Origin of the sequence: Novipirellula methanifontis (assembly GCF_052161655.1) — a bacterium.
Lineage (GTDB): Bacteria > Planctomycetota > Planctomycetia > Pirellulales > Pirellulaceae > Novipirellula.
Genome location: NZ_CP197418.1, coordinates 1,872,162 through 1,894,363 on the forward strand (window position 1 = coordinate 1,872,162; position 22,202 = coordinate 1,894,363).

Below are 22,202 nucleotides of genomic sequence, written 5' to 3' on the forward strand. Positions count from 1 at the left end.
CCCGCGGCTAGCACCGTCGGCTCACATGAGGTGCCGAAAGTCTTCGCGACTTTCGCTACGGCTACAGGGACGTCGATTGCACTAGCCTTGTAGCATGCGTGCTTTGGCCATCGCATCTTCGGCTTTGGTGATGTACTGCTGCTCTTGAGTGCCTGCCCAAGCGCGTTGGTAGGTTACGCTCAGAGCGGTGAAGTTGAACGGATCTTCGGGCTCCAACTCGCATGCTTTTTCGGCGTGCTGGATCGCCAAGTCGTGCTGGCCTGTTTTCGTGTAAACACGAGCCTGAGCAAGGTGGGCCAAGACAAAGGTTTCGTCTTCGGCGATGATTTCGTTCAAGCCCTTGATGGCTTCCTCGAACTTTTCATCATCGATCAGCTTTTCGACTTCGTTGTACTTCTTGTGGACGTCCGACATATTTAAATTCCTGGTGAGAGTTCCGTTAAGCGGAGCGAAAGTCACGAAGACATTCGCCCGCGAGGGCGGTTTTACCAGTTTTTTGGACTTGCGCCACCTCGGGGAACCCAGTGGAATTTGCCGCCCCGAGCACAGGGCGGCGAGTGAGGATGCGGAACCAACCGTGTGGCGAATTAGGCTTGCTGGAACACTTCCAACCACTTTTTCGCCATCAACGCATGGCCCGCGAGCGTCGGATGGACACCATCGGCGGCCCAGTATTGGGGTGGGGCCAGATTCACCGCTTCGTCAAACATCGTTTGAAACGGCACAAAATCGAGCTTCATTTTGTCGGCCAACTTTTTCGCGACCGCACGCCGCTCGTCGAATTCGGGGAACCATTTGTCATTGATCGCGCCGCATCGCAGCACGAACGGCTCGCAGATGATGATCCGAGTCTTCGGTAGCGCCGCTTGCGTCTGCTCCAATAACGCCGCAAATCCCGAATCGTAATCGGCAACGGTGCCATCGTATCGCCCGTTCAACTTGTGCCAAATATCGTTGACTCCGACCAGGATACTGAGCACGTCGGGCTTCAGATCCAAGCAATCTTTTTGCCAGCGGGCCGCCAAATCGGGAACCTTGTGACCACTGATCCCTCGATTGTGAATGGTCGGTTTGGATTCTGCATGAGTACTCAAAAGCTCGCCCGCGATCAACATGGGGTAGCCGTTGCCAAGCCCACGAGCGTTGTTTGGAGATTGGTTTTTGCGGTCGCGTCCCGCATCGGTGATCGAATCGCCTTGGAACAAGACCGTGGTGTTCTCAGGCAGTGAATGGGATGATTCTGCCGCCAACAACGTCTGCTGGGACGCCGTCAACAAGGCTCCCGCACCCGCGGCAGCCAAGGAAGCACGCATCAAATCACGACGACCTAATTTTGTATTCATGGTGTGAACTCTAAGGGAGGAATCGAGGAAGGAATTGGGTGAGATGACGGTTATTGTAATTGCTGCGAGAGCATACGTCCGTTGGCGTGGCCGGCGATCACGGCGGCGTAATAGATCGGTAAGGAATAGTTGGGGACAAAATTGCCAAGTGCTCCGCCAACGTACGTTCCATACGCGGGATACAGGATCCGGTTCGCTTCGATCATGGCCGACACATCCTGTTTCTGCTCCAAATATGCAAACACGTCCTGCGATGCGAGTGTTTCGTGCCACAGCGGGACGAACAGATAGGCTGCCGCATAGGTCCCTTGATAGGTTCGACGCGTGAAATCCTTGGCGTGGGCCGCTTCGTGCAGTGCCACGGCGGGAATGTCGCTGTACAGATGAACGGTCTGCGTGAACGGGTTGAAATGATCACCGCCGACAATTCGGCCTGGCAAAATCGTCTCACCTGCCACCGATAACGTGCCCAACGTGTAACGCCATGGCCACGCCACCGTCTTGTTCTGCGTTAACCGTTTCCAGTCTTTCAGCGGCGCGTACTGGTTCACTCGCACTTTCACATGCGGAAGGTTATTTTCTTCGAGATAGTCTGCCGTCGCGAGAATCGTCTCTTCCGAAATCTTGTGACGATCCACGCGGCGGTCCCAGAGCAAAATTTTGTCAGGAATCCCCACGACCCAACCGATCCCATCGATCACCGGTTGCGGTTGACCAATTTCGAATTGAGGGTCATTGCTTTGCACCAATTCGGGAGCAATCTGCTGGCTGGTGACCGGAATTGGGATCGGTGCCAGTACGCGGCAACCGGCAAGATGGACCGACAGTAAAGCGACCGCCACAAAACAGAGAGGGTGCAGTCCGCGGTGGACTTGCGTTTGTCCCGATGAATTCATCGAATCCAATCCATTGAAGTATTGCAAAGAGATGTTGCAAGGAGGGGCTTAGCGTTTTTCGGAATCACCGCGAGGTGTCCATTTGGCAATCGTCCCCGACTCCGCGACTTTTACGCGTGCATCGCAACGCATTTCGTCACCTTCGGATCGCAGCCGAACGTGCACGATCACTTCGTCGCCTTCGGGTTCAACGTCTTGCCAGATCACCGGGACGTGGAATCCGCTCAAGGGACGCGAACGAATTAGCTCGGAGACCTCTTCCGCTGAAAACTCCCAGCGGCCGATCTTTGCTTCGGATGGTTCACGGGCAGGGTCAAGAATCACGATCGACATTTCCGCATCAATCTCAAAATCTTCAAGATTGACCGTCTTGCCGTAATGATCCAGTGCATTGATGACCAAGTACAATCCGTCTACATCATGATCGTTGTCGGATTGATGCCCGCCCGACAAACCGGTGTGCAATTGGAGTGTCTCGGGAGCTGAAATTTCTTTTTGAGTCGCTTTAGCCGCATCGGGCAAAATGATTTGCCCTGGCGGTTTCGGTTGGCCTTTTCCATTGGACGACGGCGGAGGCAGGATTTCCCCCGGTTCAATCGGCGAAACTTCGGTGTCCGATTTCCCAGGCGGTTCTGGCACGCCGATCGGCGGTGGCAACGTGCGTGGCGCCGGATCGACCAGTGGTTGGTCCCGTTTGCTTCCACTGCGTTTGGATCCATTGCCGCTGGATCCGCTTCCACTGGGCAAGTTGCTGCTAGGTTCGTCGGTAAACGGATTGTTTAGCCGGTCCATCGGAACGGCTTGTCCCGGATCGATGAACGAATCGCCAAAGCCGTGTTCCATATCAAACGAATCAATCGACTCGTTGGGCCCATAGATCGGCCCGTTTGAGATCGGCCCGTTCGACATAGGATCAGGACTCGGGATCGGCGGTCCGTAATCGGCTTGCGATTTGCTTCGCGAATGACGAGGGGGCGGAGCATCGGAAGAAACTCGGCTTTTGGCACGTTCGAGTTCGTCTCGCAATTTGCGATTTTCGTAGTCCGCCTCGTACAACTGGTCTTCCAGGACTCGGACTTCGTTGGCAATTCGTTGCTGATACAGATCCTTGTGAGCCCGGTTTTGACAACCTGAAAAAAGTGCCATCCCGCCGAGTGCGAAAACCATCACGCAAACGAAATTAGCCTGATTGGAGCGACCAATCGCGGCGATATCATTCGTTCGAGCAGGAGGGCAAATCACAGTAGTCGTCAGACTTCTTTGGATCGAATTTTGGGGGGCAGTCGGCGTTAGGGAGTTAAAGCCATCGCGGCGCACTCCCACCACAAAACTCGATTAACAGGCAGACGGCATTCAGGTCAACGTCGGTTTCACGGCGTTGGTGCCCAGCAAGGAACGCAAACAGATTGCTTGCATTAAGAATTAGCGGGGGAGGAATGAGGGAAAATTGTCGTTCGGCTCTCCGAGCCGTTGGCGAGTGCGGCGAACGACGGTCACTTTGGCTCGTTCATATCACGTGAGAACGACTGCACGTCGCAACCGTTTTCATGCAGTCGTCTTCGAGCTTGCTGGTGAGCCACTTCCCGTTCACTCTCGTCGCGAAATCCAATGCTATCGTCTCGGTAAATCAACGTGGGATCCGCTTGCAGTTCGACGAATCCCGCGCTGCGTGGATCAATTTGGTGACGGAATAGCAGCATTGCCATGGCGACGTCACAAACTTGGGTGCGAATCTTGGTTTTTCGCGATGGAATCAGCTGCCACACATGAGCGGTTCGCTTATCCGCGAGCCGCGATGCCAAGACTGAGTCAAATTCCAGTTCGCTCTCTGCAAACCCCGCGTGCGATGCACTCAACACGCTGGCCGCCAAGATCGCGGTGGTTTGCCATGTGGCCGGCGAATGGGGATCCGCCAAAATGCGATGGCACAGTTCCATCGCCAACGAATCACATCGGTAACGCATCGCGATCCGCAATTGATCGCACACGCTGCCTAATTCGCGATGCCTGAGCAGCCACTCGTGAATCAGCCGCCGAACCAATTCGTCATCCTCGTCGTCGCCCAGACAGGGGCCGACTCCCGAATGCGCCAACGACATCATCAACCGTGCCGACGGATTCACGGACGCCGCTGGATCCAGGATCGAATCGGCGAACAAAACGAGTGCCCAGCGGTCGAGATCATGATTGGCGGCAGGATAGCGAGACTCGCTCCCGCCGGCACGTCCCACTCGCGTGAACCTTGCCGCACTTTGCTGCTGACGGATCAGATGTTCAATTTGTCGCTGATGACCAAGGTACATCCGCGCGTAAAACTGGCGACTCGCTGTGTCGTCCCCGACCAGTTCGGAAAATGCTTTCCAGCCAACCAGATCGACGTCCGTCGGATTGATCTTTGGACTCAGAAGTTGCCGAATTTGGGCATCAACGGCGGCTTGATCGATCTGTTGCAGCAGTCGAAACGCTTGGACTTGCACTTCCAACGACGGGTGATCCAGCCCGCGTCGCAGTTGTTCTCGCACCGCGTGGCGTTGCTGTGGGGGCACGTCTGGGGTGGTTGCTGCATCGAGCAGTTGTAGGGCGGCATGTTGGCGAGTCGCAAAACTTTCCGAGTCGAGCCCTTCGATTACCGAACGAATCGCAGACTCAGTCCCCAACGCGTCATTTCCCGCAGCCCCGGTGGGTCCGGCGGCTGTGACCAGACTTAGAATTGCCCCACAGATCAGCGGCGCAATAATCCGCCGCCGACATGTCCCGTTTCGCACGGGCGTCGCGACCATAGCAGGCGGCAGAAGGGAGGAATCGACAACCATCCCTCCACGTTAATTCGCAGCAACCAAAACAAGAGCGTTTCGCGGCGAAGTGGGGGCAGAGACAGCAAGGGGGTTTCGGTTAAACTCTACGACCGGCACATTTAGAACCCCTTTTCCGCTGCCCACGCCCCGCATTCCTGATCGTCGAAATCAACCATGCAAATCATTTGTTTTGAAGATGCTCGCGTTAACCAGCTCGTTCCCATCATCCAAGCACGCCCCGCCTACGCAGTCACGTGTGCGAGTTTGCGGTTGGTCGATCGTTTGAAACAACTGGTCGCTGGACCGCTGCAGGGCAGTTCGCTGTCGGGTTCGGTGCGGTCGTATTTGACATTGATCCAAAAATTGGACTACGAACTCGAATCGGCCGAGCAGGCATTCGGTGGAGCAAAGTGGCCCAGCGATGACGATGGGATGCTGATCGTGAACGCTCGTCTGGTCCCTCGCGTGGCGCTGGACGACGTGCTGGTGACACTCGGCGGCGAAACCGAATCGTGCTGCGTCGTTGATGCCGAAGACGGTTCGGTGCTGATCGCCCGCTGGACCGCTGCGGACTTGGCAGCGAAGAAGGCGGAATATGCGACCGATTCACGGCAAAGCGTTGTCGATTTTCTGACCGAGCAATCATTGTCGCTACCCAAACGATCGGCTGAGGCGTCTGCGTTTCATTGGCCTCATGACGTCGTTGCCTGGCACATGAAAGAGATGCGTGACTCGATCGAGTGGCGAATCGCTCACGGTGATTACAAACAAACCAGCGATGGCGTGTTCGTGGGCGAAGGCGTCTCGGTGGGCCAATACGCAGCGATCAACACTGACAACGGGCCGATCCTGTTAGAGAACAACGTCAAAGTCGGACCGTTCTGCTACCTCGAAGGCCCACTGTATGCCGGCCACGGAACTCGAGTGATCGAACACTCGGCAATCAAGGATGGCGTGTCGCTCGGGCATACCGTCAAAATCGGCGGCGAAGTCGAAGCGTCGGTGATCGAACCTTACACCAACAAACAACATCATGGTTTTCTAGGGCACAGCTATCTCGGCAGCTGGATCAATCTCGGCGCAGGCACCTGCAACAGCGATTTGAAGAACACCTATGGCACCATCAATATTGAATACGGCGAAACCAAGATCGCGACCGGGATGCAATTCCTCGGTTGCTTCATTGGCGACTATTCAAAATCGGCGATCAACACCAGTATCTTTACCGGCAAAGTGATCGGAGTGTGCAGCATGTTGTACGGTTTCGTCACCTCGAATGTCCCCAGTTTCGTCAACTACGCTCGTCTGTTTGGTCAAACCGCGTTGCTGCCCGCCGATGTCATGATCAGCACGCAAGCACGCATGTTCGCGCGGCGTAACGTGACCCAGCGTGAATGTGACAAACAATTGATCTTGGACATGTACGCTCAATCCGAAGCCGAACGCGAAGCCACCGACCAGTACACTTTGTAAGATTGTTTGCCCCTTTACTTGAAATATCCGCTTTAAATGAGCCGACGGCGCTAGCCGCGGGCCCGTCGATTTTGTCTGGAACATGCCCGCGGCTAGCGCCCAATGCCATCTACTTTAGTAGCGGTGCGGCGCGAGCCGCCCGGTCTACTTCGAACGTTTTGCTCGCTGCCACCGGACGGCTCGCGCCGTACCGTTACAACATTCATCCGTATCATTCTTCAAGACTGAGATCCGAATATGACCCTCCGCGTTGGAATCGTTGGTGCGACCGGCTACACCGCACTTGAAGTGGCTCGATTGCTGTTAGCTCATCCCAAAGCTGAGCTGGTGGCTGCAACAAGTCGCGCCGAAGATGGTAAATCGATCGCGGAAATTCATCCGGGCTTGGCGGGTCGTTGTGACGTGCCAATCGAGACATTGGATCCCGCTGCACTGGCAAAAAAATGTGACGTCGTAATGTCATGTTTGCCGCACGGCGCTTCGGCCGAAACCTGCAAACAATTGATCGAACATGGCGTTCGTGTGGTCGATTTCAGTGCCGATTTCCGTCTGTCGTCCCAGGCGACGTACGAAAAATGGTACGGTGTCGAGCATCCTTGGCCCGAGCGGATCGGGAAAACCGTCTACGGATTGCCCGAGTTTTTTGCGGACAAGATTCGCGATGCCGACCTCGTGGCAAACCCAGGATGTTATCCCACCTCGGCGATCCTTCCGCTTTCGCCGTTGATTGCCAAGCAGATGATTGAACCCAATGACATCATTGTTGATAGCAAGAGCGGTGTTAGTGGTGCGGGGCGAAGTGCGAAAGTGGGAACGTTGTATTGTGAGGTGAACGAGTCGATTGCGGCATACGGCGTCGGCAGCCATCGTCACCAACCCGAGATGGCGGACTTGGTGCATCGGATTGGCGGCCAAGAAATTTCGCTCGTGTTTACTCCTCATTTGACGCCGATGGATCGCGGGATCTTGTCAACGCTCTACGTGCGACCTCGCAACTCTAACGCAAAACAAGTGATGGAGTGTTGGAGAGAGCAATACGCGGATTGTCCGTTTGTCACTCCAGTGGATCATTTACCAGCGACCAAACACGTTGCAGGAACCAATCACGTTCAAATGACCGCTCGCGACGCTGGCGACCGTATTGTCCTGGTGTGTGCGATCGACAACTTGACCAAAGGGGCCAGCGGAGCGGCGATCCAGAACATGAACGTGATGTTTGGGCTATCGCAAACCGCCGGTCTGTAACGTGGCTGAATTGCGACCGTATTGGGTTCATCTTGCGGTGAACGGGGAGTTTACGTAGTTTCAGCCGCTTGAGGATTTCATTTCATTCAAGGATTCGAGCGATGTCACGTTTTTTAGCCGGCATGGTATGCGGAGCGGTATTGTTATTTGCAGCGATGCACTACCACGTCGTGCGTGGCAAAGAGGGTGTGTTTTTGATCCCCAAGATCAGCAACAACCTATCGGGTGTGTACGTCGATATCCGTGATTTCCGGCTAAGCGATTGGCAGGAACACAAATCACTCGCTGCCGCGATGGTCAAACACAACCGTTCTGATCTACTCGAAGACGCCTCACTGACCGGCTTCCGCACTCAAGTTAGCAGCCTTGTCGACGGTTTGTTCCAGTAAGTTGCTTCACCCTCTCAGCTTGCGAGGGGAGGGTCGGAAATCGAGCCTTCAGCGAGATTTTCGGGGAGGGCTAGGTGACCTGAAATTGTTCGTCGCTTTTCACTCCTGATCATGGCGGTGTTATTAGTCCTCTTCATTTCTTGCCGAAATGACTCTTCACGCCGAGGGCCTCGACTTCGTATATCTAGGCAAGTCATTCTTTGAGCCGCCGGCGCTAGCCGCGGGCCCGCCAATTTCGAATGACTCATTTTGTTTGCGTAACGAAAACAGTCCCGCATTTCTCGCTCTTGATGCTAGCAATGAACAAACAAATCGCATGGTTGATCGGCAGCACAATCGGCTTGCTTATCACTATCACCCGATTCACGCTACGGTTTCATTTCCACAACGATCAACGTGATGAATTAACGTCACAAGGTGTGGGGCACGTCTACGCGTCACTTCATGCCCATCAAATTGCCGGTTCGATGGCGGCAGAACGTGGAACCGTGGCGATGGTCTCGCGATCCACCGATGGCGACATCGTGGTTCCTCTTCTTCGTTTTTGTAGTCATGAGCCGGTGCGTGGCAGCAGCGGTGGGGCTCGCAAAGGGGGCACAACGGCGCTGAATCAAATGATTCGTCTTGTTGGCGAAGGTCGCGTCGCGACTTTGGCGATCGATGGACCCAATGGACCTCGCGGCCGCGTGCATGGTGGAGCTGCGATGATAGGGCTAAAAACCACAGCAGCGGTACTGCCCTCGATCGTGGTCCCCCGCTACCGATTTATTCTGAAGAGCACCTGGGACCGGATGCAATTCCCGATGCCTTTCACTCGAGTGGATGCCTACTTTGGCGATCCAATGCGTCCTTTGGCGGGCGAAAGTGTCGAAGCGTTTACGCTACGAATCGAGCACGAACTGCATCGCTTGGAACAACAACACGATCCTAGCGAAGCGAAATTCCTAGCGGTCCGAGAAGAACCCCCCCAACAACGTGCCGCCTAACACTCTGTGCCATCTACATTCGTAGCTACCGTCGCCAGACGGTGGACAAGACAGGGAAACCGATCGAAACTCGTCCACGCTCTGGCGAGCGCAGCTACTAATTCGCAACAGTGACTTATACCTGGTGCTGCCGCGTTTTGGATGACATTGGCAATGCTGCTGCCGCAACACGCTCATTCGCCTGGTCAAGACAGCGTTTGAATTTGGCAGCCAAATTGCGGACATGAGGTTCGAGCATCATCGAATCGTGATTGCCGGTCACTTCGTAAACTTCGATTGTGCCTTGAATATGCGGCCCCCAGTGGTTCAGCGGATCTCGGAATTGCCGATCATGGGTCAACAGTCGCCCTCCCCATAATCGATGGGCCACTTCCAATGGCGGTCGAAACAGACAGACGTCGCCGGCGTAAGGCCGCGTGGTGTATTGATCGTTCGCCTTCATAAACGCATCGCCGACGAGTGCAGATCGGAACTGGGCATCGTGCGGATTGTTTTGCAGTGCCACTCGCTCTTCTTCTTGCTGCAATAGACTCTCCTGCCACAGCGAGCGTTGCTGAGCGTGGTAGGAAAAGTAACGCAATTGATGTTGCCGGACCAAATCAAAATGGATTTTTAGTTTGTCGAGACGAGTCAAACTCGGACGCTCCACCGCGGGCGTGTCGAGTAAGCCGAGAAAGGCAACCTGTTCACCGGCAGCGACCAACTGCTGAGCCATCTCGTAGGCAGAGACACCTCCTCCGGAAAATCCACTCAAAAAGTAGGGCCCGGATGGTTGCACTTGGCGAACTTCGCTGAGGTAATCGCTCGCCATTGCTTCGAACGTTTCATGAGGCGTATCGTCACCGATCAGTCCTTTGGATTGAATCCCATAGACGCTCTGATCATCCCCCAGTCGATTCGCCAGATAGCGAAGATTCAGCACGTTGCCAAACATGCCGGCAACCACAAACAACGGCGGCTTGGCGGCGTTGTCCGGAAGGTGCAGCGGGACAAGAAAGCGAAACGAAGGCGACGGGCACGTTTTCGCTTCGGACGCTTCCGAACTGCCGCCCGCTCGGTCGATCATCGCAGCGAGAGTTGCAATCGTCGGCGCCTCGAACAAACTGCTCAATGGCAACTCGACACCGTGCGTTTTGCGGATTTTGCTGAACAGTCGCACGGCCAACAATGAGTGCCCGCCGAGATCAAAGAAGTTGTCATCACAACCAATTTGGTCAATGCCCAAAAGATCCGCCCACAGGTTTGCCAGCGATTTTTCAGTACGCGTCTGCGGCGGTGTGTAACCAGTATCAAGCGTGGGGCGAGAAAATTTGATTGCGGATACTGGCGAGGATTCGCCCAATTCGTTGATGCGATGCCTCAGTTCTTCCAGGTCGACGGGCGATACACATACTTGCGACACGTTGCCGTGGTTTAAAGGCCACTCGTTTAACAGCCACTGGAAAACTTGCTGGCCTTCGTCGGGACGAATCCCCAACTGGTACGACTCGTCAAAAATGGCTTCAGAATCACTCAAAGTAGTTGGCCGTGATGGAGCGGCCTTGGTCGCCTCGGCGTTTCCAAACCGTAGTATATCGACCGGCTGCATTTGCAAACGATCGATTTGCACGATCACGTTGTCGTCGTGATCGGTCACGCGAATGTCAAGTGAGATGACATCGGTGCCCGACGGACGCGAGTCCGATAGCGTAATGTAGCTGCGCACTTTTTCAGGAAGTGAGCCATACACATTTACCGCAGAGTAGCCGATTGGGACGTACAAACCTGAATCGTCGTGATAGTCATCCGAAAGCGGCAATCCAAATCCTGTGGCCATATCCAACAGCGCGGGATGCAGTGGATGAATTTTTAAATCGTCTCTAAATTCACTTGGGATCGACAGCGACGCATAGGCTTGTCCGTCAGCGTAATGAAGGCAGTCGTAACAATCCCATCTCGGACCAAAGCGGAGCAATTTGGCCTGCCGAGTGATCGGAGTCGATTGCGTATCTCGCCCGTTGGTTGCCGAGTCGGTTTTGTAGCATGGAGATGCGGACGTTTGCGGTTTATGTTTTGGCGGCGAGACGTCGCCCTCACTCCACTCGCCCACGGCGTTTAAATCCCATTCACCTTTTCCGAGCTTGCGACTTTCGATGGAAAACGAATGTTGCGAACGTGAAGTGGCGAGCCGAACTCGGATTTCCAGTTTCACATCGTCATCGACTACGCAGGGCTTCAGGAAACTCATGTTGCTGACGTTCACCGACGAGCCACTGGAAACCTCTCGCGCCGCCGCAACAATTAACTCGAGATAGGCGGTGCCAGGGAAAACGGCTTTCCGGTTAGCGGTACGGTGTTCGTCGAGTTCCCAGTGTTTCGCAGTGGTTCTTGTCGCGGTAAAAACGGTTTCGCCGGTGACATCATCAACTCGCTGTGTGTTAAACAACGGATGATTCGCGGGCGTCGCGGTTGCTTCGTTGTCGTGATCGCGAGTGCCATGCATGCGGTTGTATGCCGCTGCGCCCATTCCGATATCTCGCCACACGCCCCAGTTGATCGAGAAGACGCGGGTTGACGTCGATGTTGCCGATTTGGCTTCGGCGAACGCATTTAAGAATTCATTCGCGCCAACGTAAGCCGATTGTCCTGCAGGGCCGAGATACGTGCTGGTCGAGGAGCATAGCACCAGGAAGTCCAGTGATTCGTGACCCATCCATTGATCCAGAATCTGAGTGCCATGAACTTTCGTCGCCAATGCGTTTTGAATCGAATCGATGGTTGCCGTAGCAATCAAGTCGTCATCCAATTCGCCCGCAGTATGAAAGATGCCTGAGATTTTTGGGAACTGTTTTTTTACCTCGGCAAACACGGTTTGCATCTCAGCCGGATGGGCAACATCCGCAGTCGCCACCAATACTTTTGCACCGTAGGCTTCAAGTTGAGAAACAAATCGTTCCCGCTCTTGGGCCCGGGAATCTTGCGGGTTGGTGTTTTCGGAATTTGATGACGACGGGGGTGTCCGGGACAGCAGGATCAAATTCGCTTGATGCTTCGAGGCGAGCAGCGTCGCAAGATTACGTCCCATCCCACCAAAACCGCCGGTGATCAAGTACGTGCCGCCCGTGCGAAGCAAAGGTTTCAGCGTGGGTTGATCCAAACAGACCGATTCGAGTGTCTTTTCAAATACTTTATTACCGCGAATCGCACGAACCTCGCCACACGATGGCATTGCGGCTTCGTGAATCAAAAGATCGGAGATCGTCGCTCGCTGCTGGTCCGATGTGGGCAACGAAATATCGACGGCCATCGTTTGCAGGTTGGGGTATTCGCGAGCCGCGACACGGATCGGACCGATCGCAGTCGCTTTCTCGGGATAACGAATCGGGCCACCCTCGACCGATTGCATGCCATTGGCGACCATCATGACCGAGCACGGATTGTCCTCGACGATGCCCGCCATCGCTTGAATCGTCATCGTCAGCCCGATGATCCCTTCTTCTTGAATTCGCATCGCGAAAGTGGATCCTGGGCGATAGCTGGAATCTTTGGTGATCGGCCACAAGTAGACGATCCGGTCCGGCACAAACTCGTTTAGCGAAAGCTGCTTGGCAAGTTTGACATATTGCTCGCGTCCAAGTTCAGGCACAAGCACAAATTCATGTGGCGATACCTGGTGAAAGATGTCTCCACGGCGAACGACGGCAACAGTGTTGTCACGTTCTCGAAGCTGGTTCACCATCGTCTGACCGATGCCAGCATCATCAAGGAAAATCAACCATGTCTTTACCGATGGATTGGACTGGCACGGGGGCGATCCGGTGCGTTCTCGCCACTTCGATTGGTAGAACCACTCGCGAAAATCCTCCTTCTTCTGTAACGGTTTACGAACGCGTTTGGTTGTATTCGCAAACTCGTCTGTCGGATCGATCCAATATCGATCTTGTTGGAATGCATAGGTTGGCAGGGTGATTCGTTTACGAGTTTCGCCCGCCCATTGGCTTTTCAAATCGATCGGCAAACCCGCTGCCCACAACCGGGCGTACGTCGAAAGAAAGAAGGTGGTATCTTCGATCACTTCATCGGCGTGTCTCAGCGACGACAGCACCGTCCGCTTTGGCGTGATCGACGGATGCTGTTTCGCCAACGCACTTAAGATTTTCCCGGGGCCGACCTCGATGAACGCACTCGACCTGTTGCCAGCGACCGTTTCCAGACATTTGGAAAACTGGACGGTCTGACGAAGTTGTTCGCACCAATAATCGGGCGAGGTAGCTTCGGCGTCGGTGATCCAGGTGCCGGTTCGATTCGAGACAAATGGAATTGTCGGGGGGCTGAGCCGCACCGTGTCTAGAAAAGCTCGAAATTCAGGCAACACAGGGTCAAGCAGTCGCGAATGCGCGGCGATGCGAATGGGAATTCGCTTGCTCTCGACCTCGCTGGTTTTGATCCGCTCGGCGAACTCGGCGATGGCACAATCGGTCCCCGACACGACGCACATCGACGGCCCATTGATGACGGCCAGATCCAGCTGCTCGCCCGCGATTGCCGCCACTTCCGACGCGGGCAAGGCAACCGTCATCATGCCGCCTGCGGGGACCCGCTGGAGCAGTTGGCCACGCAGCACGACTAGCCGCAGCGCGTCCTCGAAACCGAGCACTCCGGCGAGACAGGCTGCGGTGTTTTCCCCCATACTATGGCCGATCAACGCCGACGGTTTAATGCCATAAGACATCCACAACTCGGCGGTCGCGATTTCCCATAGAAAGATGGCAGGCAATTGGATGCCGGGACGCTCGAACTGCCGCTTTGCATCCGCGTCAGAGACCTCGCTATTGAAAATTAGCTGCCTGAGGTCGACGTCAATCAACGGTTCGAGCGTTTCACATCCCCGGTCGATCCATTGCCGAAAAACAGGTTCATGTTCGTACAACCCGCGGCCCATTTGAGCGTACTGGGCCCCGCCACCGGGAAACATAAACGTAATCGAATCCTGCTTTGCTTCCGCGTGGTGAGTGAAGACACGCCGTGAATCGCGACTGCGCAGCGTGTCGATCACACTCTGACGATCGCTGCCCACCAAAATTCGTCGATGCTCAAACGCTTCGCGTCCCACTTGCAGTGTATAGGCGACATCGGCAAGTTCGACATTGGGATTTTGCTCGAGATGATCGGCAAGTCGGTCGCATTGTTCATCGAGCGAACGAGGGTTGCGTGCCGATAGCGTAATGATTTGTTCGGGACGTGTTGGCGAGGTCGACTGGATCGGCGACGGAGCTTGCTCGAGGATCACGTTGGCATTGGTGCCGCCGACGCCCAGTGAATTAACCATCGCGCGACGCGGCGACTTGGTTGCTTTCCAGGAAGCTGGAGTTTGGGGGACGTGGAACGGGCTGTTGGCAAAATCGATGGACGTGTTGGCCGTTTCAAAATCGACACTCGGAGGAATTTCGCCGTGATAGATCGCCATCGCTGCAGCAATAAAACTTGCCACCCCCGAAGCGGTATCGAGATGTCCGATATTGGGTTTAACCGAGCTGATCGCACAGAACTCGCGCCGCTCGGTCGTTTCGCGAAACGCAGCCGAGAGGGCGGCAATTTCAATCGGATCGCCAATCGGAGTGCCTGTGCCGTGGGCCGCGACGTAACCGATCGACTCTGCATCGACTTCGGCGATCGCCAGAGCTTCCGAAGCCGCGGCGGCTTGTTGATCCACACTCGGAGCGAGATAGCCTGCCTTGTTAGCGCCGTCGTTGTTGATCGCCGAGCCACGGATCACGGCATAGATGCGATCGCCATCTTCGAGCGCATCCTCAAGTCGCCGCAGCACCACCGCGGCTGCGCCGCTGCCAAACACCGTGCCCATCGCGTTTTGGTCGAACGCTCGGCAATGCCCGTCGGGTGACAACACTTCACCGCTGCGATAGTGATACCCCACACGGTGCGGCAGTTCGATTGTCGAGCCGCCTGCGATCGCTAATTCGCATTCTCCCGCCAACAGACTTTGGGCAGCGGTATGGATGGCCACCAACGATGTCGAACATGCCGTTTGAATGTTGACGCTAGGCCCGGTCAAATTCAAACAGTAGGAAACTCGCGTAGTTAAAAAGTCTTTGTCGTTGCCGGTATGGCGAAGCAGAAACATGCCCACGGAATCTCGAATCGCCGAATTCCGCAGCAAGTTAAACATGAAGTAGCTGTTCATGCCGCAGCCGGCGAACACGCCGACCGAGCCATCAAATTGGCTAGGCGGATGCGTACTGTCCTCAAGTGCCTCCCAACAACACTGTAAAAATTTGCGATGCTGCGGATCCATAATCGCCGCCTCTTTGGGCGAAAACCCAAAAAACTCGGCATCAAAAAGGTCCATGTCGTCCAGCGGCGCCCCCGAGCGAACATAGTGGGGATCGTCCAAGTCATTCTGCGTGATACCGGCTTGCAGCAACTCTTCGGCACTGTAGTCGCGAATCGAGCGAACTCCGTCTCGCAGATTTTTCCAAAAATCGGGAGCCGAATTTGCGTCGGGGAAACGCAGACCGATTCCAACAACGGCGATCGCATTTTCGGGTAACGTCATTTCGATCGCTCCCCGCGTCGTTTGCTCAGTAATTCTTTGCGGCGTGACGCTCGTGATTGTCCTGCCGACGTGCGTGGTAACGAAGGCGAATCGTCGCCTTGAGGCGTGTTGATCGCATCAATGTGCTGCGACAGCGTGCGGATCGTGGGAAAACGAAATAGGTCAGTAATCATGATCGACGCACTCAATTGGTTTTTGAGCATCCGATGAGCCCGCACGGCCAATAGCGAATGGCCGCCTAAATCAAAAAAGTTGTCATCCAGTTGGATCGAATCAAGTTGCAAGGTTACACGCCAAATGGTTTCAAGTTTCTGCTGAGTCTCATCGAGGTTCACGGCTGGGGTGGGCTTGGGTGTCGATGCGATAGCTTGGTCGCGTTTCCACCCTGGCAGGGCGTTGCGATCAATTTTACCATTTGGCGTGAGCGGAAACTCGTTTAAACAGACCCATCGCGAGGGGATCATGTGTGATGGCAACGTTTCGCGAAGTGAGTCTCGTAACTTGGCTTTTGAAACATCGCTTGGGTCCGCATCGCTGAGCACCACGTAGGCCACGAGTTCGACCGATGGGGTCGCGTTCGGATCGGCAACTACCACACTTTGACGGACAAAGGGGTGCGAATCGATCGCGTTTTCGATTTCCCCCAATTCAATCCGGTGTCCGCGAATTTTTAGCTGGAAATCGGATCGGCCGAGGAATTCGATTTCGCCATCGGCGTTCCAGCGAGCCAAGTCGCCGGTGTTGTACATGCGACCGCCATCGAGGCAAGAAAAGGGATCGGGGCAAAATCGTTCGGCGGTCAATTCGTCCTGCCGCAGGTACCCCGCAGCAACACCGTCGCCCCCAATCCAAAGATTCCCGGCAACGCCATCGGGCAGCGGTTGCCTATCGCCATCAAGAATATAGATCCGAGTATTGGCAATTGGCTTGCCGATCGAACCGGTGAACTTGACACCCCGGTCGATGACTTTGCTGGTCGACCACACCGTGGTTTCGGTGGGCCCGTAAACGTTCACTAAACGAGTCGAGGAGGTCGTCAAGATTTGGTCGGCGAGTTGAGCGGGCAGTGCTTCGCCGCCAAGCATCAAATGGGGAATCGACGTGATTGCGGCTCGCGATTCGTCGTCTTCCATCAACATTTGTGCCATCGACGGAGTGCACTGCAAATGGGTGACCGAGTGCTGCCGGACAAGATCGAGAATGGAATGCGTTGCGACTGGAGGCGTCGCGATTTCGGTTTGGGCCTGTAACCGCAGTGCGTCGAGATCTTTCAGATGGGCGTAGGCGATTTCTGCCGGGACTCCGAAGTCGATCAGGCATGCAATCTCGGTGACGCCAGCGCCGTGCAACTTTCCAACCAAATCGAGACATTTTTCGGGCGTTCCGAACAAGCCGCTCGATTGGAAATAACGCTCAAAAGAAAACGCCAACAAGTCGTCCATTTCAGCGTCGCTGATCTTATCGAGATCAAAATCGACGACCGTCGTTCCATCGGTCCGCTTTTTGAACGCAGCCCACGTGTGTGAAAATCCTTTTAGTAAACTTGCCGACGTTCGCAGGTATTCGGTAAGCGGTTTGCGAACGAGTTCGCGGACTTCATCATTCGAGTTGCCAACAAACGTGTGCACCATCACGGTGACTTCACCGGCTTCCGCGTGGCCTGTTTCACGCCGGGCGTCGCGGTACGCATCGATTCGGGCCGTCAATTCTTCGATCGATTGTCCCAGTAGATGCGTCAAAATGTTGGCACCGATCGAACCTGCCATCCGAAACGTGGCTTCGTTGCCAGCGGTCGTGACCCAAACCGGCAACTCTTTTTGCAGCGGACGAGGATACGTTTGGATGGCAACCTCTTTGCCGTCATGGCCGGCAAATCCTACAGTCTCGCCACGCCAAAGACGACGCACGACATCGATGTTTTCCAACATCACGGATTTTGCGTTGGTGTAGTTTTCGGGAGAAAAAATAAAATCGTTGGGCTGCCACCCCGAGGCGAACGAGATACCGACACGACCACCCGAAATCTGGTCAACCACCGACCATTCTTCGGTGACGCGGGCTGGATGATGAAGCGGTAAAACGACGCTACCCGAGCGGATTGCGATGCGGTTTGTGATCGCGGCGACTGCGGCGCTGGTTACGGATGGGTTTGGGTACAAACCGCCGAAATCGTGGAAATGACGCTCGGGAGTCCAGATCGATGAAAAATCATGCTCGTCCGCAAATCGGGCTCCATCCATCAGTAACTGATACGGCGATTCGCTCTGATTCGCACTGCTGGAAAAATAGAACAAACCAAAGTCGATTGGCTTGGTGGTGCTACGCAGTTTGGCCGTTGATGCGATTCGCGATGGCGTGTCGTGAAGCACGACTTTGAATCCACGAGCCAAAGTCCACAGCAGTTCCAAGACCGAGATGTCAAACGATAAACTGGTGACGGCAAGCCAAGTGCCCGGAGGATCATGCGGAATCAAATCATCCATCCCAGCAAAGAAGTTGATCACGTTTTGGTGCGTGACCATCACTCCCTTCGGTTGGCCGGTGGAACCCGAGGTGTAGATGACGTAGGCGAGATCGGATGGCTTGCTAGCGGAACCTTGCTTTTCCGGTTTTTGCGTCTCGCATGCCGGAGACTCGATATTGCCGACGTCAATCGTTTCGACTTCGCTGTTTGGCACGCGAGCACGACTGAGGCTGTCGACCAAAATGCAGCGTAAACGCGCATCGTCAATCACCAATTCGATACGGTGGGCTGGGAACTCGAGGTCCAGTGGCACATAGGCGGCACCGGTCTTCATGACGGCAAGTATCGCTGCAACCATGCCAAGGCTTCGCGTGGTGGCGATTCCGACAAGATCGCCCTCTCCAATCCCCTTGGATTCAAAAAACGAGGCAAGACGATCGACGTCGGCGACAAGTTGCTGATACGTCCACTCGTGCTGGCCATCGACCAGTGCCGTTGCCTGCGGTGTGCGTTTCGCTTGCGACGCAATCGCTCGGTCAATTGTCTCGCGGTGATCATAGTCGCGATCGGTGCGATTACGCTCCACTAAGATTTGCTGTCGTTCTTGTTTGCTGAGCAGCGAGATTGTTTTGACAGGACGCGGATTGGCGAATTCACATTCCGCAATAAAAAGCGGTAAGCGTGAGATCGACTCTGCCCACGAATCGTCAAGTTCGGATGGACGATAGCGAAGTACGGCGACAGAGGCGTCCGGCGTAACCCAAAGTGAAAGCGGCGAATCGCAAGTCGAGGGTTCCGCCACCGAATCGACGATCAGAATGCTCGCCGTGTCTTGCAATGGGGCGTTGTTGATCTCGGGATAGCGCAGGGGCAGATCAGCGGAAAAAAATCCGTGCCGCTGCATCGATTCACGTTCCGCTCGTATCTTGTTTCGATAAGCCGCGAAGGTTTCCTTGGGATCAACGTCAAATTTCAAAGGTCGCTGTGCAGCGAGAAGTTCCGCAGTGCCTATCGACGAATCGCAAAACGCGATGTCAAAACTCTGGTTTCCGCTGATACGACTCAAAAACAATCCGAATGCAGTAAGTACATCATCGATGTTCCAGCCGCTAGGAATGGTAATCGGCAGACGCGTTTCCGCTTCCGATTCTTGCATCGTCGTCTTTCGCTCCGCGAAAATTTCGGGAAACGCTGCTTTCGCCGAGCGAAAGACGGCGCTCGTCGATTGCTCGTTCCACAACGGTCGAACCCTGGCAAGTCGCTCGATCCAAAACTTCTGGTGCTTGCCTGCCGATGCAGCCGCTTGGTTGATGGCGTCTTGCTGAATCGTTGTTAACGCATCGAGCAACTCGCCGACAACAAACGTATTCGCCGGTTGCTTGTCGGTCGAGAGTGCCGTGGGCAGCGGCTGGAGTTTGCCAAGCCGTAGATTCGTGGTGCTGGTTGCCACAACGATCGCGTCGGATTCCACCGCAATGATCGTGCCAGGTTCCGATGTCGATGGTACATCAAGCACGTCTGCCGTACGAGTGATCCACCATTGGTTACGATATCGAATTTTGGGTAGGGCCAGCGGATTCTCGAAGCGGTCGCCAAAGTCCAACGAACGAACGACTGCGGCGCAAGCGATCGCCGCAGCGGAGGTGTCAATCCAGCCATCGCAGTGAAAACGTTTGTCTCGTGAAAAATAGCTTCGCTGTTGTAAATCTTGCGGCGTGGGGGAGAACGATCGATCCAAGATTCGATCCACAAGCGTGTCAAACGAATCGGTCGCCGCTTCGAAACATTTTGTATTGAGCGTGAGCGAGGTCTCGTCGTGGGCAATCTCGATCGGCACTTGCAGAACGATATCACCGGTGTCGGGTTGGTCGGTCAACACATGCCATGTGATCCCGTGCTGCGGCTGGTTTGCCGCGATTGCCCACGCGGTTGAATTCAGTCCGGCATAACGAGGCAGGTACGAATCGTGAAAGTTAATGGCCATTCGCCTGGCCAACGCGATCACTTCGGTTGGGATCATCTGCAGGTAAGTGATGCTGAGCAGGAAATCAAACGGCGCTGCCGCCGCGGCCGCATCGGCGAGTGCACTGGGATTTGATTGAGGATCAACGCACGTGATCTGGTGATCTTGCGCCCATCGCAAGACGTCGGGGTGCGACGATGCCACTGCGGCAATCTGAAATCCGCGGGCGATAAGCGATTCGGCACACTGTACGACGAGAAGTCGATCACCCAGTAGAAATGCCGAATGCGGTTGGGTCATGGGTATCAGCGATGCAAGCGAAACTCGAGAGTGGAAGGGATCCCCCTACTACCATACTAGAGTTTCATTCTCTGACATAACACTTGCAACGACTTCGCCCAATTTTATCGCGAGTCAACGTCGAATAGTAAGTAGGATAGGCTTTTTGTAGCGAAAGTCGCCAAGACTTTCGTTTACCCATCGTTACCTCTCCACCGACGAAGGAGACTGCTGATTTAGTTAGCCGCTTGGGCGAACGCTGTGAAGCATTTTCTCGTAGCTACCTTCGCCAGAAGGTGGTGATTCGTATTGGCCGGCAACCATCCACGCTCTGGCGAGCGTAGCTACGGAACGCAAATGCCGTAATTTACCCTCTCTAAATGCTTCACAGCGTTGCGCTTTGGCGCTAGCCACGGTTTCGTCACCAGCCAACCGGGGCTAGCGCCCAAGCGGCTAACATAAGAGCGGTGATGTCGTACTAAAGCAGGAGTCTCCGAAGTCGGGTGAAGGGGGCGACCGCGCTATCATTTCTGCCTCACAGGCTAGAAGCCTATGCTACGTTACGATTTGGGGGGACGGCCTTGGGGTGTGTACAGACAACAATCGGCGGGACAGACATCGTGCCAAGGCCCCAGGTCGCCGAGTGCTCGAGGCATCGCGTCGCCGGACAACCGTTCTTGCACGAGCTCGCGAATCATGCTGACGAATTTAGGCGACACGCCTGCGGTCGCAGCTCGCGCCATCTTGATGCCACGCGACTTGCAAAGATCCGCGGCTTCTTCGTCCAAATCAAACAGCACCTCCATGTGATCGCTGACAAATCCGATCGGCAAGACGATCAACGATCCTAGCGGCGACGACTCGTCGAGTTCTGTGATCGCATCACACACGTCGGGTTCGAGCCACGGTTGTTGCGGTGGACCACTGCGGCTTTGGTAGACCAATTTCCATTGGTCGGCGCCAGCCATGTCGGCAACCAAACGACATGCCTCCTTGAGTTGCCGTTCATAGTCGCAATGATCCGACATCGAATACGGAATACTATGAGCCGTGAACAACACTTGAGTCGTCGCCACGTCGGCATCGATTGATTTGGCGGCTGCACTTAGATTCTCAGCCAACGTTTCGATGAAATACGGATGGTTGAATCCCATTCGCACTTTTTCCACCGCTGGTGCACCATCGCCCACCGCTGCCTGAGCCGCGATGATGTTTTCGCGATATTGGCGACAACCGCTGTAGGAACTAAACATGCTGGTGAAAAATGCGAGCGAACGTTTGCAGCCATCGTCTCGCATCTGTCGCAAGGTGTCTTCGAAATACGGGGCCCAATTGCGATTGCCCCAATAGACCGGCAGCTCGATTCCGCTCTCCTTGAATTCGGTCTTGATCGCCGCGAGCAACTGACGATTTTGCTCATTGATGGGGCTGACGCCACCGAAATGTTGGTAGTGCTCGACAACTTCCATCATCCGTTCACGCGGCACATTTTTGCCTCGTAAAACATTCTCTAAAAATGGGATGACGTCGTCGGGACCTTCGGGGCCACCAAAGGAGACGAGCAAGAATGAGTCGTACGGTGGCGGTGTGTCAGACATACAGCAGCGAGTCTTCGATAAGGGCAGTGAACCAAAGCAATCAAACGAACCAAGCGATCAACCGCCGTGAACTTTAGAAGATCGGCGATGATGTGTCGATAATGTAGCAGATCCTATATTCACCCTCCCCGCTTGCGTTACAGACTGCTGATTTAGTTAGCCGTTTTGACGCTAGCCACGGTTTCGTCACCACTGAACCTGGGCTAGCGCCCAAGCGG

Annotated in this window: 12 protein-coding genes; 4 read left to right on the forward strand and 8 right to left on the reverse strand. The window is 54.9% G+C overall.

Annotation, left to right across the window (positions count from 1 at the left end):
• Nucleotides 1-81: 81 nt before the first annotated feature.
• From SH528x_RS06640 to SH528x_RS06660, 5 genes are all read right to left on the reverse strand, one after another.
• Nucleotides 82-414, reverse strand: coding sequence for a tetratricopeptide repeat protein (locus tag SH528x_RS06640; protein WP_442509736.1), 333 nt, complete (start codon nucleotides 412-414; stop codon nucleotides 82-84).
• Between the two features lie 173 nt (nucleotides 415-587).
• On the reverse strand, nucleotides 588-1,343 hold the full coding sequence (locus tag SH528x_RS06645; RefSeq protein WP_442509737.1) for an SGNH/GDSL hydrolase family protein: 756 nt from the start codon (nucleotides 1,341-1,343) through the stop codon (nucleotides 588-590).
• Nucleotides 1,344-1,393: 50 nt separating this feature from the next.
• Nucleotides 1,394-2,239: a hypothetical protein gene (locus SH528x_RS06650; RefSeq protein ID WP_442509738.1), complete on the reverse strand. Its 846-nt coding sequence runs from the start codon at nucleotides 2,237-2,239 to the stop codon at nucleotides 1,394-1,396.
• A gap of 48 nt (nucleotides 2,240-2,287) precedes the next feature.
• The gene (locus tag SH528x_RS06655; protein ID WP_442509739.1) at nucleotides 2,288-3,385 is read right to left on the reverse strand and encodes a hypothetical protein; all 1,098 of its coding nucleotides are present in this window, start codon (nucleotides 3,383-3,385) and stop codon (nucleotides 2,288-2,290) included.
• Nucleotides 3,386-3,732: 347 nt separating this feature from the next.
• Entirely contained in the window at nucleotides 3,733-5,019 is a 1,287-nt protein-coding gene (locus SH528x_RS06660; protein ID WP_442509740.1) for a hypothetical protein, read from the reverse strand.
• Nucleotides 5,020-5,208: 189 nt separating this feature from the next.
• Between SH528x_RS06660 and SH528x_RS06665 the strand changes: the two genes are divergently transcribed.
• From SH528x_RS06665 to SH528x_RS06680, 4 genes are all read left to right on the forward strand, one after another.
• A complete protein-coding gene (locus SH528x_RS06665) occupies nucleotides 5,209-6,507 on the forward strand; it encodes a putative sugar nucleotidyl transferase (RefSeq protein WP_442509741.1) in 1,299 nt (432 codons plus the stop codon).
• A gap of 237 nt (nucleotides 6,508-6,744) precedes the next feature.
• The gene (gene argC / locus SH528x_RS06670; protein WP_442509742.1) at nucleotides 6,745-7,752 is read left to right on the forward strand and encodes an N-acetyl-gamma-glutamyl-phosphate reductase; all 1,008 of its coding nucleotides are present in this window, start codon (nucleotides 6,745-6,747) and stop codon (nucleotides 7,750-7,752) included.
• 101 nt (nucleotides 7,753-7,853) lie between these two features.
• Nucleotides 7,854-8,141, forward strand: a complete 288-nt coding sequence (locus SH528x_RS06675; RefSeq protein WP_442509743.1) for a hypothetical protein — start codon at nucleotides 7,854-7,856, stop codon at nucleotides 8,139-8,141.
• A 299-nt stretch (nucleotides 8,142-8,440) separates the two neighbouring features.
• Nucleotides 8,441-9,127 (forward strand): lysophospholipid acyltransferase family protein, encoded by a 687-nt coding sequence (locus SH528x_RS06680; RefSeq protein ID WP_442509744.1) that lies wholly within the window; start codon nucleotides 8,441-8,443, stop codon nucleotides 9,125-9,127.
• 115 nt (nucleotides 9,128-9,242) lie between these two features.
• On the opposite strand, the gene SH528x_RS06685 is transcribed toward SH528x_RS06680, so the two are convergent.
• From SH528x_RS06685 to SH528x_RS06695, 3 genes are all read right to left on the reverse strand, one after another.
• Complete coding sequence (locus SH528x_RS06685; protein WP_442509745.1) at nucleotides 9,243-15,680, reverse strand: type I polyketide synthase; 6,438 nt, start codon at nucleotides 15,678-15,680, stop codon at nucleotides 9,243-9,245.
• Nucleotides 15,677-20,407, reverse strand: coding sequence for a MupA/Atu3671 family FMN-dependent luciferase-like monooxygenase (locus SH528x_RS06690; protein ID WP_442509746.1), 4,731 nt, complete (start codon nucleotides 20,405-20,407; stop codon nucleotides 15,677-15,679). The genes SH528x_RS06685 and SH528x_RS06690 overlap by 4 nt, the downstream gene beginning before the upstream one ends.
• Nucleotides 20,408-20,946: 539 nt before the next feature.
• The gene (locus SH528x_RS06695; RefSeq protein WP_442509747.1) at nucleotides 20,947-21,984 is read right to left on the reverse strand and encodes a ferrochelatase; all 1,038 of its coding nucleotides are present in this window, start codon (nucleotides 21,982-21,984) and stop codon (nucleotides 20,947-20,949) included.
• Between the last annotated feature and the right edge of the window lie 218 nt (nucleotides 21,985-22,202).

What these genes read in the sequence shown, in the direction of transcription:
- SH528x_RS06640 (WP_442509736.1), bottom strand. Translation starts at nt 414, where the DNA reads ATGTCGGACGTCCACAAGAAGTACAACGAAGTCGAAAAGCTGATCGAT.
- SH528x_RS06645 (WP_442509737.1), bottom strand. Translation starts at nt 1,343, where the DNA reads ATGAATACAAAATTAGGTCGTCGTGATTTGATGCGTGCTTCCTTGGCT.
- SH528x_RS06650 (WP_442509738.1), bottom strand. Translation starts at nt 2,239, where the DNA reads ATGAATTCATCGGGACAAACGCAAGTCCACCGCGGACTGCACCCTCTC.
- SH528x_RS06655 (WP_442509739.1), bottom strand. Translation starts at nt 3,385, where the DNA reads ATGGCACTTTTTTCAGGTTGTCAAAACCGGGCTCACAAGGATCTGTAT.
- SH528x_RS06660 (WP_442509740.1), bottom strand. Translation starts at nt 5,019, where the DNA reads ATGGTCGCGACGCCCGTGCGAAACGGGACATGTCGGCGGCGGATTATT.
- SH528x_RS06665 (WP_442509741.1), top strand. Translation starts at nt 5,209, where the DNA reads ATGCAAATCATTTGTTTTGAAGATGCTCGCGTTAACCAGCTCGTTCCC.
- argC (WP_442509742.1), top strand. Translation starts at nt 6,745, where the DNA reads ATGACCCTCCGCGTTGGAATCGTTGGTGCGACCGGCTACACCGCACTT.
- SH528x_RS06675 (WP_442509743.1), top strand. Translation starts at nt 7,854, where the DNA reads ATGTCACGTTTTTTAGCCGGCATGGTATGCGGAGCGGTATTGTTATTT.
- SH528x_RS06680 (WP_442509744.1), top strand. Translation starts at nt 8,441, where the DNA reads ATGAACAAACAAATCGCATGGTTGATCGGCAGCACAATCGGCTTGCTT.
- SH528x_RS06685 (WP_442509745.1), bottom strand. Translation starts at nt 15,680, where the DNA reads ATGACGTTACCCGAAAATGCGATCGCCGTTGTTGGAATCGGTCTGCGT.
- SH528x_RS06690 (WP_442509746.1), bottom strand. Translation starts at nt 20,407, where the DNA reads ATGACCCAACCGCATTCGGCATTTCTACTGGGTGATCGACTTCTCGTC.
- SH528x_RS06695 (WP_442509747.1), bottom strand. Translation starts at nt 21,984, where the DNA reads ATGTCTGACACACCGCCACCGTACGACTCATTCTTGCTCGTCTCCTTT.